This is a genomic window from Curtobacterium sp. SGAir0471, assembly GCF_005490985.1.
GTDB lineage: Bacteria > Actinomycetota > Actinomycetes > Actinomycetales > Microbacteriaceae > Curtobacterium.
Window position 1 is genome coordinate 1,999,858 of the sequence record NZ_CP027869.1, and the last position, 17,010, is coordinate 2,016,867.

The 17,010-nt window shown below is 73.7% G+C and carries 13 protein-coding genes and 1 tRNA gene; 7 read left to right on the forward strand and 7 right to left on the reverse strand.

Annotated features, from left to right (window positions below; all coding sequences use genetic code 11):
- Window positions 1-10: 10 nt before the first annotated feature.
- The 4 genes from C1N91_RS09240 to argS all read right to left on the reverse strand — a co-directional run bounded on the left by C1N91_RS09240 (window position 11) and on the right by argS (window position 5,542).
- On the reverse strand, window positions 11-1,330 hold the full coding sequence (locus tag C1N91_RS09240; RefSeq protein ID WP_058729225.1) for a homoserine dehydrogenase: 1,320 nt from the start codon (window positions 1,328-1,330) through the stop codon (window positions 11-13).
- A gap of 55 nt (window positions 1,331-1,385) precedes the next feature.
- Window positions 1,386-2,786, reverse strand: a complete 1,401-nt coding sequence (gene lysA / locus C1N91_RS09245; protein WP_137767482.1) for a diaminopimelate decarboxylase — start codon at window positions 2,784-2,786, stop codon at window positions 1,386-1,388.
- A gap of 78 nt (window positions 2,787-2,864) precedes the next feature.
- Window positions 2,865-3,620, reverse strand: a complete 756-nt coding sequence (locus C1N91_RS09250) for an LmeA family phospholipid-binding protein (protein ID WP_137767483.1) — start codon at window positions 3,618-3,620, stop codon at window positions 2,865-2,867.
- A 251-nt stretch (window positions 3,621-3,871) separates the two neighbouring features.
- On the reverse strand, window positions 3,872-5,542 hold the full coding sequence (gene argS, locus C1N91_RS09255; RefSeq protein WP_137767484.1) for an arginine--tRNA ligase: 1,671 nt from the start codon (window positions 5,540-5,542) through the stop codon (window positions 3,872-3,874).
- Window positions 5,543-5,614: 72 nt separating this feature from the next.
- On the opposite strand from argS, the gene C1N91_RS09260 reads away from it, so the two are divergent.
- From C1N91_RS09260 to C1N91_RS09275, 4 genes are all read left to right on the forward strand, one after another.
- Window positions 5,615-6,187: a hypothetical protein gene (locus C1N91_RS09260; RefSeq protein ID WP_137767485.1), complete on the forward strand. Its 573-nt coding sequence runs from the start codon at window positions 5,615-5,617 to the stop codon at window positions 6,185-6,187.
- Between the two features lie 135 nt (window positions 6,188-6,322).
- Window positions 6,323-6,394: transfer RNA gene (locus tag C1N91_RS09265), tRNA-Arg, on the forward strand.
- 168 nt (window positions 6,395-6,562) lie between these two features.
- A complete protein-coding gene (locus C1N91_RS09270) occupies window positions 6,563-10,573 on the forward strand; it encodes a Pls/PosA family non-ribosomal peptide synthetase (protein WP_137767486.1) in 4,011 nt (1,336 codons plus the stop codon).
- Window positions 10,570-11,895, forward strand: coding sequence for a M1 family metallopeptidase (locus tag C1N91_RS09275; RefSeq protein ID WP_137767487.1), 1,326 nt, complete (start codon window positions 10,570-10,572; stop codon window positions 11,893-11,895). Before C1N91_RS09270 ends, C1N91_RS09275 begins: the two co-directional genes overlap by 4 nt.
- On the opposite strand, the gene C1N91_RS09280 is transcribed toward C1N91_RS09275, so the two are convergent.
- Window positions 11,892-12,197, reverse strand: coding sequence for a helix-turn-helix domain-containing protein (locus C1N91_RS09280; RefSeq protein WP_137767488.1), 306 nt, complete (start codon window positions 12,195-12,197; stop codon window positions 11,892-11,894). The two genes, C1N91_RS09275 and C1N91_RS09280, sit on opposite strands and share 4 nt — an antisense overlap.
- Before the next feature lie 47 nt (window positions 12,198-12,244).
- Between C1N91_RS09280 and map the strand changes: the two genes are divergently transcribed.
- On the forward strand, window positions 12,245-13,015 hold the full coding sequence (gene map, locus C1N91_RS09285; protein WP_137767489.1) for a type I methionyl aminopeptidase: 771 nt from the start codon (window positions 12,245-12,247) through the stop codon (window positions 13,013-13,015).
- On the opposite strand, the gene C1N91_RS09290 is transcribed toward map, so the two are convergent.
- A complete protein-coding gene (locus tag C1N91_RS09290) occupies window positions 12,996-13,649 on the reverse strand; it encodes a 4'-phosphopantetheinyl transferase family protein (protein ID WP_137767490.1) in 654 nt (217 codons plus the stop codon). The genes map and C1N91_RS09290 overlap by 20 nt on opposite strands.
- A 43-nt stretch (window positions 13,650-13,692) precedes the next feature.
- Window positions 13,693-13,896, reverse strand: a complete 204-nt coding sequence (locus C1N91_RS09295) for a hypothetical protein (protein WP_058729997.1) — start codon at window positions 13,894-13,896, stop codon at window positions 13,693-13,695.
- Between the two features lie 289 nt (window positions 13,897-14,185).
- On the opposite strand from C1N91_RS09295, the gene C1N91_RS09300 reads away from it, so the two are divergent.
- Together C1N91_RS09300 and C1N91_RS09305 are read left to right on the forward strand one after the other, a co-directional pair.
- Window positions 14,186-16,150 carry a TPM domain-containing protein gene (locus tag C1N91_RS09300; protein ID WP_175415976.1) on the forward strand — a complete coding sequence of 655 codons (1,965 nt, stop codon included), beginning with the start codon at window positions 14,186-14,188 and terminating at the stop codon, window positions 16,148-16,150.
- 116 nt (window positions 16,151-16,266) lie between these two features.
- A complete protein-coding gene (locus tag C1N91_RS09305) occupies window positions 16,267-16,992 on the forward strand; it encodes a PspA/IM30 family protein (protein WP_137767492.1) in 726 nt (241 codons plus the stop codon).
- Window positions 16,993-17,010 lie beyond the last annotated feature (18 nt).

The window sequence follows — 17,010 nt, forward strand, 5'->3', positions numbered from 1 at the left end:
GGTGCGGGGGCTAGGCCCCGACCACCCGCAGGACGCTGGTGATCTCGACGACGACGTCCTCGTTCCGGAGCGCGACGACCGTGGCGGCCAGGTCGGACTCGCGGGCGAGGTGCGTACCGATGACGAGGGTCGCAGTCCCTGCGGTGCCGTCGCCCGGGTCGGTCGCGGCGGACTGCTCGACGGTCTCGACGCTGACGCCGTGCGCCGCGAGCACACCGGCGACGGTCGAGAGCACGCCGGGAGCGTCGGCCACGTGCAGCGTGATCTGGTAGCGGGTGCGGACGGTGCCGATCGGGAAGACGGGCAGCGCCGACTGGGTCGACTCCGCGATGCCCGGACCGCCGATGACGTGCCGGCGCGCGGCCGACACCAGGTCGCCGAGCACCGCCGACGCGGTCTCGACGCCACCGGCACCGGCACCGTAGAACATGAGGTCGCCGGCGGCCTCGGCCTCGACGAACACGGCGTTCTTCGCCCCGTGCACGCTGGCGAGCGGGTGCGACTCCGGCACGAGCGCCGGGTACACGCGGGCGCTGACGCCCTCGACGCCGTCCTCATCGGTGAGCCGCTCGGCGGTCGCCAGGATCTTCACGACGTAGCCGGCCTTGCGTGCGGCCCGGACCTGCTCGATGGTCACCGAGGTGATGCCCTCGCGGTGGACGGCGGCGAGCGGCACCGACGTGTGGAACGCGAGCGAGGCCAGGATCGCGGCCTTCTGCGCGGCGTCGTAGCCCTCGACGTCGGCGGTCGGGTCGGCCTCGGCGTACCCGAGCTCGGTCGCGGTCGCAAGGGCGGCCTCGAAGGTCGAGCCCTCGCGGTCCATCAGGTCGAGGATGAAGTTCGTGGTGCCGTTGACGATGCCCATGATCCGCTCGATGCGGTCGCCCGCGAGCGAGTCGTGCAGCGGTCGGATGATCGGGATCGCACCGGCGACGGCGGCCTCGTAGTAGAGCTGTGCGCCGACCTGCTCGGCCGCGGCGAAGAGCTCGGGACCGTGCGTGGCGAGGAGCGCCTTGTTGCCCGTGACCACGTCGGCGCCGGACTGCAGGGCCTCGAGCACCAGGGTGCGCGCCGGCTCGATGCCGCCGATCAGCTCGACGACGATGTCCGCGCCGAGGATGAGCGACTGCGCGTCCGTCGTGAAGAGCTCCTTCGGCAGGTCCACGTCACGCGGCGCGTCGAGGTCCCGGACCGCGATGCCGACGAGCTCGAGCCCGGCACCGGCGCGCGAGGCCAGCTCGTCGCCGTGCTCGAGGAGCAGGCGCGCCACCTGGGAACCGACGGAGCCGGCTCCGAGCAGCGCGACGCGGACGTTGCGGTATTCGATCATGTGGTGCGCATTCCTGTGGGGCGGGCGGCAGCCCGGTCGGTCGGGGTCAGCGGCATCAGCCGGCGACGACCCCCGTGTCGCGGGCGAGCAGGTCGTCGATCGACTCGCCACGGACGAGGATACGGGCTGTGCCGTCCGCGACCGCGACGACCGGCGGGCGGCCGACGTGGTTGTAGTTGCTCGCCAGGGACCAGCAGTAGGCACCCGTGGCCGCCACGGCGAGCAGGTCGCCACGGTGCACGTCGCCGGGCAGGTACTCGTCGTTCACCACGATGTCGCCGGACTCGCAGTGCTTCCCGACCACGCGCGTCAGCACCGCCGGGGCGTCCGACGCGCGGGCGAGTCGTGCCGAGTAGTCCGCGCCGTACAGCGCCGGCCGGGCGTTGTCGCTCATGCCGCCGTCGACGGACACGTACGTGCGCGTGGCCGAGGAGCCGTCGTCCGTCTCGAGCGTCACCGGCTTGATCGTGCCGACGCGGTAGAGCGTCGCGCCGGCCGGACCGACGATGTAGCGACCGGGCTCGACGGCGATCTCCGGCACCGGGATGCCCCGCTCGGTGCAGGCATCGGCGACGATGGTGGCCAGGGCCTCGGCGACGTCCTCGGGTGCGAACGCCTCGTCCGCCTCGGTGTAGTCGATGCCCCAGCCCCCGCCGAGGTTGAGCTCCGGCACCGGACCGGACGCCACGAGCTCGGCGTGCACGTCCATCAGGCGCCGTGCGGCCTCGCGGAAGCCGGACTCGTCGAAGATCTGGGAGCCGATGTGCGAGTGCAGCCCGACGAACGCGAGCGAGGGCTCGGCCCGGACCGCGGCCGCGGCGTCGACGGCCTCGGACAGGGGGATGCCGAACTTCTGGTCCTCGCGCGCGGTGGCGAGGTACTCGTGCGTGGAGGCGTGCACCCCGCTGTTGATCCGGATGCGCACGCGCTGCACCGTACCGGCGTCGGCGGCCGCGCGTGCGACGCGGCAGATCTCCTCGTGGCTGTCGAGCACGATCGTGCCGAGGCCGACCTCGACCGCGCGGGCGATCTCGGCGTCCGACTTGTCGTTGCCGTGGAAGCCGAGGAGCGCGGGGTCCGCTCCCCCGGCCAGCGCGACGGCGAGCTCGCCCGCGGTGCAGACGTCGAGCCGGAGTCCGGCCCCGGTCATCCACGCGGCCACCTGGGTCGTGAGGAACGCCTTCGCGGCGTAGTAGACGTGCGCGCGTGTCCCGATCCGGGCGAAGGCGTCGGTGAACGCCGTGCGGACCCGGGCAGCCCGCGCCTGCACGTCGCGCTCGTCGACCACGTACAGCGGTGAGCCGAACCGTGCGACCAGGTCCGATGCCGTGATGCCGCCGATCGCGAGTTCGCCGTCGTCCGTCCGCGTCGCGGAGGCCGGCCAGATCCGCGCGGTGAGCGCGGAGGCGTCGGCCGGGAACCGCAGCCGCGGCGGGGCAAGGGGGTTGGCGCTCACGGGACCCGATCCTACCGAGCCGGGGCGGGCCTCCCGGCCGGTGTTACGCCCGTCGGCCACGGTGGCGGTGCGCCGGGGTCAGCCGCAGGAGCCGACCGTGCCCAGGCCCTGCTCGGAGAGCGGCAGCGAGTCCGCGGTGACCCGGACGGTGGCCTGCTCGGCGGTGACGTCCACGGACCGGACCCGGAGCTGCTCCGGCAGGAACTGCGCCGTGCAGACCTGGACCGGCACGCCCGTGACGCCCGGGATGCGGTCGACGCGCAGCCCGAGCGCGGAGTTCGTGATGCGGACGCTCTGCGGGGTGATCGTGACGCCGCGGCCGTCCTGCTGCGCGACCACGTCACCGGTGGCGGCGTAGTTGATGTCGTAGCCGAGCACCGCGGTCGACCCGGAGAGCTCGACGCCGCCGTCGACGAGCCGGAGCCGTTCGAACAACGGGCTGTACTTCGCCAGGTCCTGCACGCTCGTCGCGGCGAGGGTCACGTGGCCGTCGACGTCGCTGACTTCGCCCTGACCGTCGACCGGGACGTCGCGCGCGGTGACGTCGGCGGCGAGCGGGACCCCGTCGACCGTCAGGCGGTCCGAGGTGATGTCGACCCGGTCGAGCGTGCCGGCGAGCAGCTGCGGGATGACGACGCCGTCGGCGTGCGCGGTGACCTCACCGGTCGCGCCCTCCGGCAGGGACTGCTCGACCTGGTCCGCGATGATCCGGTCGACGACGCCGCGCAGGACGAACTCCGCGACGACGACCAGCGCGGCGAGCACGAGCACCACGACGACGAGGACGACGGGCCAGCGACGGCGCTTCCGGGAGGGCGCGGTGGCGGAGGACATCGTCCCACCCTGCCAGGTGCTCCCCGTGGCCGGCCTGGAGGCGCGGTGTGTGCCCGCCGAGCCCGCTGCGCCGGGCGCATTGCGTCGCGTGGTCGCCGCGGCGGCGCGGCGCGGCGGTGGCGCGGCGTGTGGTGGCGTGGCGCGGCGTCGAACCACGGAAACGACATCGAACCAGGCGGACTGCCTGGTTCGATGTCGCAATCGTGGTTCGTAGCCCGACCGGCAGCCGCTGCCACGCGGCGCCGCAGCAGCTACATGCGCTCGGGCGCGCTCACCCCGAGGAGGCCCAGGCCGTTGCGGACGACCTGCCCGGTGGCGTCGTTCAGCCAGAGTCGGGTGCGGTGCAGGTCCGTCACGGCCTCGTCCCCGAGCGGCGTCACGCGGCAGGCGTCGTACCAGCGGTGGTACAGCCCGGCCAGCTGCTCGATGTACCGCGCGATACGGTGCGGCTCGCGGAGCTCGGCGGCCTGACGCACCACGCGCGGGTACTCGGCGAGGGCCCCGAGGAGGGCGCCCTCCGTCTCGTGCGTCAGCAGGGACGCGTCGAACGCCGAGCGGTCCACGCCCGAGGCAGCGGCGTTCCGCGCGACCGACTGCGTGCGCGCGTGGGCGTACTGCACGGTGAAGACCGGGTTGTCGTTCGTCCGCTTCGTGAGCAGGTCGAGGTCGATGTCGATCGACGTGTCGCTGGCGAACCGCACGAGGGCGTACCGACCGGCGTCGACACCGACGGCGTCGACGAGGTCCTCCATCGACACGATGGTGCCGTTGCGCTTCGACATCCGGAACGGCTGGCCGTCCTTGAGCAGGTTCACCATCTGCCCGATGAGGATCTCGAGGTTCTTGCCCGGCTCGTCGCCGAACGCCGCGCACATCGCCATCATCCGGCCGACGTAGCCGTGGTGGTCCGCGCCGAGCATGATGAGGTTCCGCTCGAACCCGCGCTCGCGCTTGTCGAGGTAGTACGCCAGGTCACCGGCGATGTAGGCGGGCTGGCCGTCGGACTTGATCACGACGCGGTCGCGGTCGTCGCCGAAGTCGGTCGTGCGGAGCCAGAGCGCCCCCTCGGCCTCGTACATCTTGCCGAGGGACTGCAGCCGCTCGATGGCCCGCTCGACGGCCTTCGACTCGTGCAGCGAGTTCTCGTGGAAGTAGACGTCGAAGTCGACGCCGAAGTCGTGCAGCGACGACTTGATGTCGGCGAACATGAACTCGACGCCCTCGCGACGGAAGAGCTCCTGCGCCTCGTCGCGGGGCAGGTCGCGGACGTCGGTCCCTGCGGGGAGCGTGGCGATCACGCGCGCCGCGATCTCGCCGATGTACGCGCCGCCGTAGCCGTCCTCCGGCGTGGGCTCCCCCAACGCCGAGGCGACGAGCGACCGGGCGAAGCGGTCGATCTGCGCGCCGTGGTCGTTGAAGTAGTACTCGCGGGTGACGCGTCCGCCCTGCGCCTCGAACACGCGGGCGAGCGAGTCGCCGACGGCGGCCCAGCGGACACCGCCCATGTGGATCGGGCCGGTCGGGTTCGCGGACACGAACTCGAGGTCGATCGACACGCCCTCGTACAGGTCGCCGTGCCCGAACGCGACGCCCTGGTCGACGATGGTGCGGGCGATCTCGCCGGCGGCGGCGGCCTCGAGCGTGATGTTGATGAAGCCCGGGCCGGCGACGTCCACCGAGGCGACACCGTCGAGCTCGGTCAGCTCGCCCGCGATCTCGGCAGCGAGCTCGCGCGGGTTCGTCCCGAGGCGCTTCGCGAGCTGCATGGCCGCGTTCGAGGCCCAGTCGCCGTGCGCACGGTTCTTCGGCCGCTCGAGGGCCACGTGGGACTCCCCGATCGTCACGGTGTCGGACGCGCCTCGTCGCTCGACGACCCCGGTCAGGATCGACAGGTACGCGGCGGAGAGTTCGGCAGGAGTCACGAGGGTCGAGTCTACCGGGACGCCCAGGTGCCTCGCGGGCCGGTGCCGGACGGCGTGCAGCATCATGGCTGGATGACCTCCCGCAGCCGTGCCCGGGCGATCACCGTCGCCCTGCTCTCCGTGTCCGCCACCGTCCTGCTGGCCGGGTGCACGGGCGGGTCCGGCGACGCCGCCCCGAGCGCGAGCCCCACCCCGATCGGCACCGCCGTGCGCCAGACGTGCGCCGAGTTGCTGCCCGAGAGCGCCCTCGCCGTCTACGGGAAGACCTTCGAGCAGGACACCTCGTGGACGCCCGAGAAGGGCACGCCCGCCGCGACGATCGAACGCCAGCGCGGTCGCGTCTGCCACCTCGTCGCCACCGACGACCCCGCGACGACGATCACGCTCGCCGTCGCGCACCTGCCTGAGAAGTCGCTCACGACCCTGAAGGACGCCCTGTACGAACGCGGCGGCTCCGTCCCCACCTACCGCGTCGAGGGCTACTACGCGCTGGACGACGGGGTGGGTCGCGCGGACGCCTTCCCCGACCCGTACTGGATCACCACGGAGTCGACCCTCTTCACGGAGCCGGGCGGGGCGCAGCCCGTCGTGGACGCGGTGCGCGCGGTCCTCCAGCCGTCCGCCTCGGCCAGCCCGGCGGGCTGACGCCACCACCCGCCGGACGGGAGGCGCGGTGCGGGCCGGTGCCGCGCCTCCCGTCCGGCGGTGGTCGCGACACGGACGCGACACGCGCTGTCGGGACGGGGTCGCCGGACCTGCTACGGTTGGTGTCACCCACGAGCCCCCATAGCTCAGGGGATAGAGCACTGCCCTCCGGAGGCAGGGGCGGAGGTTCGAATCCTCCTGGGGGCACTGTTACATTCCCGCGCAAGCGGACGTTCTCGCTTCGCTCGATCGGCCGCGCGCGATGTCGCCTTCGGCGACCGTCCCCCGTGGGTGCGTCCGCCACGTTCGTCGCCACGCCGCCCGGGCACCGGGTGTTTGCGGGGGCGACACCCGGCGTCAGTATGATCCGCGCCGATGAGCACCGGCACCACGGACACCCAGGCACCCCTCGCCCGCGGCCAGTACGCACCCGACCCCCGCACCCTGGTCGACGTCCTCGAGGCGACCGCGCGTGCCACGCCCGACGCCCTCGCACTCGAGGACCCGGTCGGCACCCTCGACTACGCGACGCTCCTCCGACTCGTCCGCGAGCAGGCCGACGACCTCGCCACGCGAGGCGTGCGCCGCGGCGACCGGGTCGGGGTGCGCATCCCCTCGGGGGGCCGCGACCTGTACCTGTCGATCCTGGCCGTGCTCGCCGCCGGCGCCGCCTACGTCCCCGTCGACGCGGACGACCCCGAGGAACGCGCCGCACTGGTCTTCGGCGAGGCCGGCGTCGTCGGCGTGCTCGGTGCCGGCGGTGTCCTGCGGACGAGCGGTGCGCCGGACGCCGCCCCTGCACCGGTCGTCGACCCCGGCGCCCGCGCCGCGACACCGACCACGGACGACGACGCATGGGTGATCTTCACCTCCGGCTCGACGGGCGTGCCGAAGGGCGTCGCGGTGACGCACCGGTCCGCCGCGGCGTTCGTCGACGCCGAGGCCCGGATGTTCCTGCAGGACGCCCCGATCGGTCCCGGCGACCGGGTGCTCGCCGGGCTGAGCGTCGCGTTCGACGCCTCGTGCGAGGAGATGTGGCTGGCGTGGGGGCACGGTGCCTGCCTGGTGCCGGCGCCGCGGTCGCTCGTCCGCACCGGGGTCGACCTCGGCCCGTGGCTCATCGCCCACACGATCACGGTCGTGTCGACGGTCCCGACGCTCGCCGCGCTGTGGCCGGACGACGCCCTGGAGCAGGTGCGCCTCGTGATCTTCGGCGGGGAGGCCTGCCCGCCCGAACTCGCCGCCCGGATCGCATCGCGCGACCGCGAGCTCTGGAACACCTACGGCCCCACCGAGGCCACCGTCGTCGCCTGCGGGTCGCTGATGGACGGCAGCCAGCCGGTGCGGATCGGCCTGCCGCTTGACGGGTGGGACCTCGCGGTCGTCGACGAGCAGGGGCAGCGCGTCCCGGCGGGCGGGGTCGGCGAGCTCGTGATCGGCGGGGTCGGACTCGGCCGGTACCTCGACCCGGCGAAGGACGCCGAGAAGTACGCGCCGTTCCCCGCGCTCGGGTGGGACCGCGCCTACCGCAGCGGTGACCTCGTCCGTTACGAGCCGGAGGGCCTCGTGTTCCAGGGCCGCGCGGACGACCAGGTGAAGCTCGGCGGCCGCCGGATCGAACTCGGCGAGGTCGACGCGGCACTGCAGGGCCTCGACGGCGTCGCCGGCGGTGCGGCGGTCGTGCAGCGGACGCCGGCCGGCAACCAGGTGCTCGTCGGCTACGTCGCCCCGGTCGCCGGCGCCGAGGTCGACACCGCCGCGGCGAACGCGCGGCTGCGCGAGGAACTGCCCGCAGCCCTCGTTCCGCTCCTGGCCGTCGTGGACGCCCTGCCGACCCGGACGTCGGGCAAGGTCGACCGTGCGGCGCTCCCGTGGCCACTGCCCGGCGCGACCGACGCGGCCCTGCTGCCCGACACCGTCACGTGGATCGCGGAGCGGTGGTCGGCGATCCTCGGGGTCCCGGTGACGAGCGTGGACGACGACTTCTTCGCGCACGGCGGCGGCTCCCTCACCGCCGCGCAGCTCGTGTCGGCGATCCGGGAGCGCTTCCCCACCACGACCGTGTCCGACGTCTACGACCACCCCCGCATCGGTGCCCTCGCCGAGGCACTCGACGACGCCGGGCCCGCCGCGGCCGCCCGGCGTCCGGTGCGTCCGGTCCCGCCGACGACCGGCCTGCTGCTCACGGTGCTCGGGCTGCCCGTCCAGGTGCTCCGGGGCCTCCGCGTCCTGACCTGGACGGCCCTCGTCGCGGCGGTCCTGCACGCCACCACCCTGCCGGTGCTGCCCGTCCTGCCGTGGTGGGCGCTCGTCGTCGCGGTGCTGTTCTTCGTCACCCCGATCGGCAAGATGGCCGTCACGGTGGTCCTCGCACGCCTCCTGCTCGTCGGCGTCCGTCCCGGCGACCACCCGAGGGGCGGATCGGTGCACGTGCGCGTCTGGCTCGCCGAGCGCATCGCCGAGGCCGTCGACGGCCCGTCCACGGCGGGTGCCCCGTGGATCAGCTACTACGCCCGCGCGCTCGGAGCCCGCATCGGCCGCGACGTCGACCTGCACACGCTGCCGCCCGTCACCGGGATGCTCACGGTCGGCAAGCGGGCGTCGATCGAACCGGAGGTCGACCTCGCCGGGCACTGGGTCGACGGCGACGTGTTCCGCCTCGGCCGCGTGCGGGTCGACGCCGACGCGGTGGTGCACAGCCGCTCGACGCTGCTGCCCGGGGCCCACGTGGGCGAGGGCGCCGAGGTCGAGGCCGGCTCCGCCGTCACCGGGCGGGTCCCCGACGGGGAGCGGTGGGCGGGCTCCCCCGCCGAGCGCGTCGGCTCGGCTCGTCACGGCCGGGAGGCACGTCCCCCGGCCCGACGCCGCTGGCTCGTCGCGTACGGGGTCGGGTCGGTCGTCGTGGCCGGTCTGCCCGTCGTCGGCGTCACCGCCGGGCTGGCCGTCGCGATCGCGCTCGTCGGGCCCGCCGGCACCCTAAGCGCGGCCGTGCTCCGCGCGCTCACGGCGGTCCCGCTGGCCACGCTCGTCGCGGGACTCGTGTACGCCGTCCTCGTGGTCGCGACCGTGCGGCTCCTCGCGCTCGGGCTGCACGAGGGGCGCCACCCGGTGCGGTCGCGCCCGGGCTGGCAGGCGTGGTGCACCGAACGGGTGCTCGACGCCGCCCGGACGCTGCTCTTCCCGCTGTACGCGTCGTTGGTCACCCCGCTCTGGCTGCGGCTGCTCGGCGCACGCGTCGGGCGGGACACCGAGATCTCGACGGTGCTGCTCATCCCCTCGCTCACGCAGATCGCCTCCGGGGCGTTCCTGGCTGACGACACGATGGTCGCCACGTACGAACTCGGCGGCGGGTACGTCCGCATCGGTCGCTCGAAGGTGGGCCGCCGGGCGTTCCTCGGCAACTCCGGCATGACGGGCGCCGGTCGTTCGGTCCCCCGCGAGGCGCTCGTCGCCGTGCTCTCGGCCGTGCCGAAGAAGGCCAAGCGCGGTTCGTCGTGGCTCGGGTCGCCGCCCGTCCGGCTGCGCCGTGCGACCACGGAGTTCGACGAGGCACGGACGTTCCGCCCGCCACGCCGACTCAAGGTCGCGCGCGGGTGCTGGGAGCTGCTGCGCCTGCTCGCCCCGATGGTGTCCGCGACGATCGCCCTCGGCGTGGCCGGGACCCTCCTCGCGCTCTGGTCGGCCGTCGGCATCGGCTGGACGGTGCTGCTCGCCGGCCCGGTGCTCATCGTGGCGGGAGCGGTCGCAGCCGTCGTCTCCACGGTGGCGAAGTGGGTGTTCGTCGGCCGGATCGACGCCAGGGAACACCCGCTCTGGTCGTCCTTCGTCTGGCGCAACGAGGTGCAGGACACCTTCGTCGAGACGGTCGCACGGCCGTGGTTCGCCGAGCAGGCCCCCGGCACGCCCGCACTCGCCGCGTGGCTCCGGAGCCTCGGCGCGCGCATCGGTCGCGGCACCTGGGTCGAGACGTACTGGTTGCCGGAGGCCGACCTCGTGGCGATCGGCGACGGTGCATCGGTCGCGCGCGGCACCGTCGTGCAGACGCACCTGTTCCACGACCGGGTCATGCAGCTCGACGAGGTGCGCCTCGACGACGGTGCGACGCTCGGGCCGCACAGCGTCGCACTGCCGGCCTCCGGGATCGGGACGAGTGCGACCGTCGGGCCGGGGTCGCTCGTGATGCGCGGCGAGCAGGTCCCCGGTGGCACGTGGTGGGCCGGCAACCCGATCGCGCCGTGGACGACGGCGCCGACGGTGCCGGACGCGCCGGCCCCGCCGACCGCGCCGGACGCTCCCGGTGCGCCGGGCGTTCCCCCTGCGCGGGACGGGGAACGCACCGGCATCGTCCTCGGGTCCGCCGCCGTGGCAGACTCGACGACACCGTGAAGCCGAACCCCGACGCCGACCCGTACACCCCGCACAGCGGCGACCGGCGGTGGAGCGCGCTGCACTACGACCTGCGCCTCGGCTACCGCGTCGCCACGAACCGTCTCGACGCCAGCGCGACCGTCACCGGCCGCGCCCTCGTACCGCTCGACCGCATCGTGCTCGACCTGCACGGGCTGCGGGTGGACCGCGTCGACGTCGACGGCACGCGCGCGGCGAAGGTCGCCACCGGCACGCACAAGGTCACCGTGACCCCGGCGGCCCCGATCGCCGCCGGGGACGACTTCTCGGTGCACCTCCGGTACCGCGGCGCACCGCGGCCGCTCCGTAGTCCGTGGGGACAGATCGGCTGGGAGGAACTGACGGACGGCGTGATCGTCGCCGCGCAGCCCACCGGAGCGCCCTCGTGGTTCCCCTGCAACGACCGACCGGACGACAAGGCCACGTACCGCTTCGAGGTCACCGCCGAGAGCGGGTACGACGTCGTGGCGAACGGCGACCTGCTCGGGAGCGAACGCGCCCGCGCCGGCACCACCTGGGCCTACGCCGTCACCGAACCGATGGCGACGTACCTGGCAACCGTGCAGATCGGGCGGTACCGCACCACGACGCTGCGGGGGACGCCGGCGGTGACCGTGCACCACCCGGCCGACATGACCGCGGCGGTCCGGACGGACTTCGGCCGGGTGCCGGACATGATCGCCCTGTACGGCGACGTCTTCGGGCCGTACCCGTTCTCGTCGTACGGAATCGTGGTCACCGACGACGAGCTCGAGATCCCGCTCGAGGCGCACGGCCTCGCGGTGTTCGGGCGGAACCACGTCGACGGCGAGCACGGCACCGACCGGCTCATCGCGCACGAGCTCGCGCACCAGTGGTGGGGCAACTCGGTGACCGCCGGACGGTGGCGGGACATCTGGCTGCACGAGGGCTTCGCCTGCTACGCCGAGTGGCTGTGGTCGGAGCACCGCGGGGGCGACTCCGCCGACGTGCTGGCCGACCGGCACCGGCAGGCGCTGCTCGCCGGACCGCAGGACCTGGTCGTCGCCGACCCGGGCGCGCGCGAGATGTTCGACGACCGGGTCTACAAGCGCGGGGCGCTTGCCCTGCACGCGCTCCGGCGGACCTTCGGCGACGCGGTGTTCACCGCGGCGCTCCGGAGCCTCGGCGACCGCCACCGGCACGGCACCGTCGCACCGACGGACGTGTACGCCGCCGTCGCGCACGCCGCGGGCACCACGGAGCTCGCGGTGCGCCGGGTCACGGGGCCCTGGATCGACGAGCCGGGCGTCCCCGGACTGCCGACCACCGTCGCAGGCTAGGCGCGCACGGCTCCGACGCGTGGACCCGGGTCGTCGACGCCGGTGGGGGGCCCGGGTGCCGGCGGGTGCACCTCCGCCCACAGCGCGTCCAGCGAGAGACCGACGACGCCGGCGACGGCGGCGATGCTCGCGAAGGAGGGCGTCGCGATCCGGCCGGTCTCGATCTTCCGGAGGGTCTCCGGCGAGATGCCCGCGGCCAGGGCGACGTCGAGGATCGAGCGGTCGCCTCGGGCGCTGCGGAGCAGCGCGCCGAGACGGCGACCGCGTTCGAGCTCGTCGGGGCTGAGCGGGAGACGGACCATGCTCCCGATACTAGTACCGGCCGAACAGTACCGGTACGATCATCGGCATGATCGAGATCCTCTCCCCCGCCGAGATCGACCGGGCCCGCCGGACCGGCGCCCTCGTCGGCACGATCCTGCAGACCCTCCGCGAGCGGACGACGGTCGGTACCGACCTGCTGGAGATCGATCGGTGGGCCCGGACGATGATCGACGACGCCGGCGCGGTCTCCTGCTACGTCGACTACGCCCCGTCGTTCGGCCGCGGCCCCTTCGGCCACCACGTCTGCACCGCGGTGAACGACGCCGTGCTGCACGGCCTGCCGCACGACCGGGCGATCGCCGACGGCGACCTGCTCACCCTCGACCTGGCGGTGACGCTCGACGGGATCGCGGCCGACGCCGCGATCAGCTTCGTCGTCGGTGACGCCGATCCCGCGGACACGGCCCTGATCGACGCCACCGAACGCGCGCTCGCCGCCGGGATCGCCGCGGCGGGCCCCGGGGTCCGGGTGGGGGACGTGTCGCACGCAATCGGCTCCGTGCTGACCGCAGCGGGGTACCCGGTGAACACCGAGTTCGGCGGCCACGGCATCGGCTCGACGATGCACCAGGACCCGCACGTGGCGAACACCGGCCGACCCGGGCGGGGCTACGCCCTGCGCCCCGGTCTCCTCCTCGCGCTCGAGCCCTGGGTGATGGCGGACACCGACGAACTCGTGACCGACCCGGACGGCTGGACGCTGCGGAGTGCGACCGGAGCGCGGACGGCCCACACCGAGCACACCGTCGCGATCACGGAGGACGGCGTCGAGGTGCTCACCCGGCCGAGCCGCTGACCCCGTCGTCGGCTCGACCACCGGTGCCGTCGTCGATCCCGTTCCCGGACCGGTCGTCGACGGCCACACGCAGGCCGTCCGCCGCGATGGCGAGCACGGTGTCCGGCGCGAGCCAGCAGACCGTCACGGGGTGGTCCCGACGGGCGAAGCGCGCCGTCCCGCGGGCGAGGTCGACCTCGACCGCGGCCGGGTCGACGCGCAGTCCACGGCCGTCCCGCTTCAGCACAGCTTCCTTGACGGCCCAGGCGGCGGCACGGTCCCGGTCCTCCCGCAACCGGGCGAGCTCGGTCGGGGTGAAGACGTCGAGCGGTGCGGCCGCCACCCGGTCGACCCGCTCGAGGTCGATGCCGACCGCGTCGGTGCGCACCCCACCGGTCACCACGGCGATGGCGGTGCGCCCCACGCCGCCGGGCTCGCGGGCCGGCGTCCGGGCGAGGCTCACCGGGACCGAGCGGCCCGCTGCGATGGCCCACGGACGTCCGTGCTCCATCGAGCCGCAGTGCTGACAGCAGCGCCCCACGCGCACGGCGACCGGGTCTGTGCCGTGGGCCGATGCGACGGCGGTGAGCAGGGCCTCCCGGTCGGCGCCCGAGGGCGCGATCGTCACCCGGACGACACGCGACGGACGGACCACGCGGCGAGCCTAGCGGGCGGGTCGCCGCAGAGCCGTCGCCGTCTCAGGCGTGCGTGAGCGCGATGAGCGCGACGTTCATGGTGCTGTAGGCGCCCTCGGACCGCGTGGCCTGTCGGACCCGGCCGCGGAGGACCTCGTAGCGGCCGTCCTGCTCACGGACGAAGCCGATGACACCGCTCGCGGGTGTCGAGACGCGGTGGTAGCCGTCCTCGAGTGGGACGACCTCGGTGCTCGTCGTACGCTCCATCGCTTTCCCCTTCCGTTCGTCGTCGAACGATGACCATCACCATACCCCGGACCGGGGTACAAGTCCTCCACATGACGGACGTCACCGGGGGTTGTCCCATCATCCACCCGCTGTGTGCGTGGTCTGGATAGCATCGGGGCGTCGGCACCCGTGCGGGGGCCGTCGGGGGCGGCACGAGGGTCCCCGGACGACGGATGGAGGACGGATGCGAGCGGTCCACGACGGAGCGGACACGGACGACCGAGCGGCAGGACGGCTGCTCTCGCGGCTCCGCGGTGGCGCAGCGTCCGTGGCAGCCCGATCCGTCGGTCGCGTCGGTGCACTGCTCCTCGCCGCCGGGCTCGTGCTCGCACCCGCCGCCGCAGCCCACGCCACCGACCCGGTGGACCTCGGCGGCGCCTACGTGGTGGACGAGGCAGGTGCCCTGAGCAGCGGTCAGCGGACGCAGGTCGAACGGGCGGTCCAGGACCTGTACGACGAGACGAGGACGCAGCTCTACGTGGTCTACGTCCCGACCTTCACGAACCCGACCGACCACGCGGCCTGGGGCGACGCCCTGCGGGAGCGCAACCAGATCGACTCGGACGCCATCGTGCTCTCCGTGGCGGTCGACGACCGCATCGCCGACATCCAGCAGACCAACGAGACCGCACTGTCGCGGTCCGACGTCGAGTCCGCCTACCAGCAGGACGCGGTGCCGCAGCTGCGTGACGGCGACTGGGCGGGTGCTGCGGTCGCGCTGGCGAACGGCCTCGTCGCGTCGCAGGCACCGCCGGACCTCACCTGGTTGTGGGTGCTGCTGCTCGTCGTCGTGGTCGGAGCGGTCGTCGCCGTCCTGGTGATTCGCACCCGGAACAAGCGTCGGACCGCCGAGGCCGAGCGGGCACAGCAGGAGTCGCTCGCCGGGCTCGAGCGCAAGGCCGGGAATGCGCTCGTCACCATCGACGACGAGCTCCGGACCGCCGAGCAGGAGGTCGGGTTCGCCACGGCGCAGTTCGGCGAGGACGCCGCGAAGCCCTTCGCCGACGCCGTCGCGACCGCGAAGCGCAACGTGCGGCAGGCCTTCTCCTTCCAGCAGCAGCTCGACGACGAGGTACCGGACTCCCCGCAGCAACGCGCGCAGTGGGCGAACCAGATCATCGCGATCTGCGAGCAAGCGCACGCGTCCATCGACGAGCAGACCGAGGCGTTCGACCGGCTGCGCGCGCTCGAGGACGGTGTCGAGGACGCCGCGGCCGGCCTCGCCTCCGCGGTCGCCGCGGCCCCGGTGGAGCTCGACGCCGCGCGCCGGGCGCTCGAACGGGTCCGCGGGTCGTACGGCGGCCGGACGCTCGCGACGGTCGCCGGAAACGTGGAGCAGGCCGAACAGGTGCTCGGGTACGCGACGGAACGCTCGCAGGTGGCGACCGCCGCCGTCGCGTCGGGCGACAAGGGCGAAGCCGTGATCGCCGTGCGCGACGCGCAGCACGCCCTCGCGCAGGTGCAGCAGTTGACCGCCAGCGCGACGGGCGCCGAGCGGGCGTTCGCCGAGGCGGCTGCGCGGGCCGAGGCGATGCGCGCAGACATCGAGGGCGACGTCGCCGCGGCACGCGCGATGCGCTCGGGCGACCCGGCCCTCGCCGCCGCGGTCACCCGCGCGGACACCGTCCTCCGTCAGGGGTCCGACCCGCGCGACCCGATCGCCGCGGTGGACGCGTTGACGAAGGCGAACACCGAGATCGACGCCGCGCTGGCCGCTGCGCGCGGGGCGCAGGAGCAGCAGCAGCGTGCGCAACGGGCCCTCGACGACGCCCTGCGTGATGCCCGGTCCCGCATCAGTCAGGCCCGCGACTTCATCTCCCTCCGCCGCGGTGCCGTCGGGACCACGGCCCGCACGCGCCTGTCCGAGGCCGAGCGTGCCCTCGACGACGCGGTCGACCTCGCGACGAGCGACCCCGCTCGCGCCCTGGGAGCGGCGCGCGCTGCGGAGCAGTACGCCGCTGCGGCCATGGACGCCGCGAACGACGACATGGGCGGGTGGCCCGGGCAGGGCGGCGGCGGCAACGGCGCTCAGCTCGGCGGCCTCGTGACCGGGATCGTGCTCGGCGGCCTGCTGGGCGGACGCGGCGGCAGCTTCGGCGGCGGCTCGTTCGGCGGCGGCGGGTTCGGCGGCGGCGGGTTCGGGGGCGGCGGCTTCGGGGGCGGTGGCGGCTTCGGTGGCGGTGGCGGCGGTGGCGGCGGTGGCGGCGGCTTCTCCGGCGGCGGCCGCTTCTGACCCGGCCACGACCAGCACGACACACGCACGACCCGCACGACCCGCATGACGAACGCACGACCCGCAGGACGCTCGACCAGCAGCACCACCACAGACCTTCCAGGAAAGGGAAAGCAATGGCAAAGCAGACGATCTTCGGCCGCATCTCGTCGCTCATTCGAGCGAACGTGAACCAGCTCATCGACGACGCCGAGGACCCGCAGAAGATGCTGGACCAGCTCGTCCGTGACTACACGAACAACATCGCGGACGCCAAGACGGCGATCGCGCAGACCATCGGCAACCTCCGCCTGCTCGAGCAGGACAACGAGGAGGACAAGCGCGCCGCGACCGAGTGGGGCCAGAAGGCCGCGAACGCCTCGGCCGCCGCCGACAAGTACCGCGCCGAGGGCAAGACCGCCGACGCGGACAAGTTCGACAACCTGGCGAAGATCGCGATCGGCAAGCAGATCGCGGCCGAGCAGGAGGTCAAGGACAACGAGGCCCCGCTCGCGACCCAGAACGAGCAGGTCGAGAAGCTCAAGTCCGGCCTGGCCGGCATGGAGCAGAAGCTCGAGCAGCTCAAGGCCAAGCGCGACTCGCTGGTCGCACGCCAGAAGACCGCCGAGGCGCAGTCCAAGGTCAACGACGCCATCGGCAACATCGACATCACCGACCCGACCAGCGACCTCGCCCGCTTCGAGGAGAAGGTCCGCCGCGAGGAGGCGAAGGTCCTCGGTCAGCAGGAGCTGCAGTCGTCGAGCCTCGACGCGCAGTTCGAGAGCCTCGAGGACGTCGGTCGCGACGCCGAGGTCGAGGCCCGGCTCGCCGCGCTGAAGAACGGCGGCTCGTCGAGCATCTGACGCGCACCTGCGGACGGC

Excerpts from the sequence above, each read along its gene's own strand:
- C1N91_RS09305 (WP_137767492.1), top strand. The coding sequence starts at position 16,267 with ATGGCAAAGCAGACGATCTTCGGCCGCATCTCGTCGCTCATTCGAGCG.
- C1N91_RS09240 (WP_058729225.1), bottom strand. The coding sequence starts at position 1,330 with ATGATCGAATACCGCAACGTCCGCGTCGCGCTGCTCGGAGCCGGCTCC.
- C1N91_RS09270 (WP_137767486.1), top strand. The coding sequence starts at position 6,563 with ATGAGCACCGGCACCACGGACACCCAGGCACCCCTCGCCCGCGGCCAG.
- C1N91_RS09295 (WP_058729997.1), bottom strand. The coding sequence starts at position 13,896 with ATGGAGCGTACGACGAGCACCGAGGTCGTCCCACTCGAGGACGGCTAC.
- C1N91_RS09280 (WP_137767488.1), bottom strand. The coding sequence starts at position 12,197 with ATGGTCCGTCTCCCGCTCAGCCCCGACGAGCTCGAACGCGGTCGCCGT.
- map (WP_137767489.1), top strand. The coding sequence starts at position 12,245 with ATGATCGAGATCCTCTCCCCCGCCGAGATCGACCGGGCCCGCCGGACC.
- C1N91_RS09260 (WP_137767485.1), top strand. The coding sequence starts at position 5,615 with ATGACCTCCCGCAGCCGTGCCCGGGCGATCACCGTCGCCCTGCTCTCC.
- C1N91_RS09250 (WP_137767483.1), bottom strand. The coding sequence starts at position 3,620 with ATGTCCTCCGCCACCGCGCCCTCCCGGAAGCGCCGTCGCTGGCCCGTC.